The organism is Streptomyces sp. NPDC049687, assembly GCF_044465285.1.
Classification (GTDB): Bacteria; Actinomycetota; Actinomycetes; order Streptomycetales; family Streptomycetaceae; genus Streptomyces.
Genome location: NZ_JBITLN010000041.1, coordinates 1 through 2,444 on the forward strand (window position 1 = coordinate 1; position 2,444 = coordinate 2,444).

Annotated in this window: 3 protein-coding genes; all 3 read right to left on the reverse strand. The window is 68.9% G+C overall.

Going from position 1 to position 2,444, the window contains the following annotated elements; genetic code table 11:
* Positions 1–311: response regulator (locus ACIBVL_RS43190; protein WP_399106771.1), on the reverse strand; the 311-nt coding region annotated here is incomplete at its 3' end.
* A gap of 206 nt (positions 312–517) precedes the next feature.
* Positions 518–1,423, reverse strand: a complete 906-nt coding sequence (locus ACIBVL_RS43195; RefSeq protein WP_399106773.1) for an alpha/beta fold hydrolase — start codon at positions 1,421–1,423, stop codon at positions 518–520.
* Between the two features lie 34 nt (positions 1,424–1,457).
* Positions 1,458–2,273 carry an oxidoreductase gene (locus ACIBVL_RS43200; protein ID WP_399106775.1) on the reverse strand — a complete coding sequence of 272 codons (816 nt, stop codon included), beginning with the start codon at positions 2,271–2,273 and terminating at the stop codon, positions 1,458–1,460.
* Positions 2,274–2,444: the final 171 nt, after the last annotated feature.

Genomic DNA, 2,444 nt, shown 5'->3' on the forward strand with positions numbered 1-2,444 from the left:
GCCGCGTTCGTGTCCGCGTACGCGGTCAGCAGCACGCGCCGGGCGCCCGGGTACATGTCCAGGGCCTGTTCGAGGAACTCGATGCCGTTCATCTGCGGCATCCGGTAGTCGGCCAGGATCACCGCCACGAGGTCACCGCGCAGCTTCAGCTCCCGCAGCGCCTGAAGCGCGGACTCGCCGGACTCCGCGCGCACGATCCGGTACGACTGGCCGTAGCGCCGCCGCAGGTCACGGGCGACAGTCCGGGACACCCCGGGATCGTCGTCCACGGTCATGATGACGGTCCGCGCAGCGTCCGCGGCCTGTGCCATACGTCCCCCACCCCGAGTGATCGGATCACCGGTCGGCGTCGGCCCGGTGCCGCGCCGCCTTTCAGCCATCGTATGCTCGTCGCCCTGCTTCGCTCCGGTCAGGTCCGTCGCGAGGCGGGCACGCAGAACTCGTTGCCCTCCGGGTCCACCAGTGTGGTCCAGGACGGGGGCGCGGCACGCGGACATCGGCCAGGTCGAGTGATCCGCTACTCGGCCCATGCCGCTATCCGTTCCGCGATCGCCTCGGGGGCCTCGAGGTGCAGGAAGTGACCGACGTCGGGGACGACCTCCATCGCGTGCGGGGCGGCGAACCGATGTCGGTCGTCGACCTGCGGGGGGAGGATGCAGTCGTCGTCGGCACCGTGGAGGTGCAGCAGGGGCACCTCGATCGGCTGAGACAGGCGGCGCGCCGCCTTGAGCATGCCGGGTCGCATCATCTCCCGGTAGTACTTGATGGGCGCGGGCATGCTCGCCCGCAGGTGCTCGTGCAGCTCCGCCTGGACAGCTGGATCGAGTGAGAGGCCGGGCGACCACTGACGCCAGAGGCGGTCGATGAGGGCGAGATCGCGGGCGGTGGCCATCCAACCGCTTCCCGGCAGTTGAAAGAGCCCCATGTACCAGCTCCGGCGTAGCTGAGCGGGGCGCGGCCGGCTCAGGAACGTGAGTGGGTGGGGGATGGCGAGCGTGACCGCGCGTTCGATCCGCTCCGGCGCGGTGACGCAGGCATCGTATGTGATCAGGGCGCCCCAGTCGTGGCCGACCAACTCCACGGCTTGCCCGGGAGACCAGCGGTCGATCAGCGCGAGCACGTCGCCGGTGAGGGAGGCGAAGTCGAACGGCCCCGCGGTCGGGGACGGCGCGTAACCGCGAAGCCAGGGTGCGACGACGTGGCGTCCGCGGCGGCCGAGCTCGGCGAGGAAGGGCTTCGCGGTCGGCGGATGGTCCGGGAAGCCGTGCAGGACGAGCGTCGGCTGACCATCGGGATCACCACCCTGCAGCGCGTGAAAGGTGCCGTGCGGCAGGTCGAAGGTGACGTGTTCGAACTCCATGTGCGTCAGCTCGTTTCCAAGAGCGGTCGGACGGCTGGCTTCGGTGTCTCTGGTTTTGGACATGTGCGTCTCCTCAGGCGCCGGGTGTCCTGCGGGGTCAGCCGGCCAGTCGGTTGAGCTTGCGGATCTGTCTGTCGAAGGCGCGCGAGGGCACGATCCGGCGCAAGAGGCTGACGCGTGTGGCCATCGAGCCGGCGGTGTACCGGAGCTTGGGCTTGGAATCGGTGGCGGCCGCGACGATCACCTTCGCGACAACGTCCGGGTGGTCGGCGTGGCGCACGGCTGTGGCCAGCACGTCTCGGGAGATCTCCCGCTGTGCGGCGTAGAGCGGCAGGGGTGAGTCGGGTGCCATGCTGCTCGCCTCGAAACTCGTGCTGGTGTAGGCCGGTTCGACCAGCAGCATCCGGATGCCGTGCTCGCGAAGCTCGTGGTCGACGGACTCGGAGTAGCCCTCGACCGCATGCTTGGTGGCGGCGTAGACGGCCATGAAGGGGGCGGGGATCAGACCGAGGACCGAGGAGACGTTGACCACGCGGCCGCTGCCCTGGGCGCGCATGTGGGGCAGCACTGCGTTGGTCATCCGGATCAGGCCGAAGACGTTGATGTCGAAGACCTCCTTGGCTTGGTCGATCGAGCTCTCCTCGCCGGCGCCGACCGCGCCCACGCCTGCGTTGTTGACCAGGACGTCGATCCGGCCGAAACGGTCGATCACCTTCCCGACCAGGGAGCGGACCGAGTTGTCGTCGGCCACGTCGAGATCGAGGAACGTCACCCCGGCGATCGGCTCGGCGTTCGCCGCGTTGCGGCTCGTGCCGACCACCGTGAAGCCGGCGCCCACGAGGGCGAGCGCCGCCGCCCGCCCGATCCCGGAGGAAGCGCCCGTCACGAGGGCCACTGGGGAAGCTGTCTGCATGTCGGTTCCTTCGGTTGTGGGCATGACTTCGTCGTGCGCTGAGGCCACACGGTCCGCACCGGTCCTGCAAGTCCGCACCAAGCCTGTCCGGTGAGCTCAGGACGGTTGTGTACTGAACAGTCGGAAAACTAGGCGGTTCTGTACTGACTTGTCAAGAAGGGCGGCTCGGCT

Coding starts and splice junctions, on each gene's coding strand:
- ACIBVL_RS43200 (WP_399106775.1), bottom strand. CDS start 2,273: ATGCAGACAGCTTCCCCAGTGGCCCTCGTGACGGGCGCTTCCTCCGGG.
- ACIBVL_RS43195 (WP_399106773.1), bottom strand. CDS start 1,423: ATGTCCAAAACCAGAGACACCGAAGCCAGCCGTCCGACCGCTCTTGGA.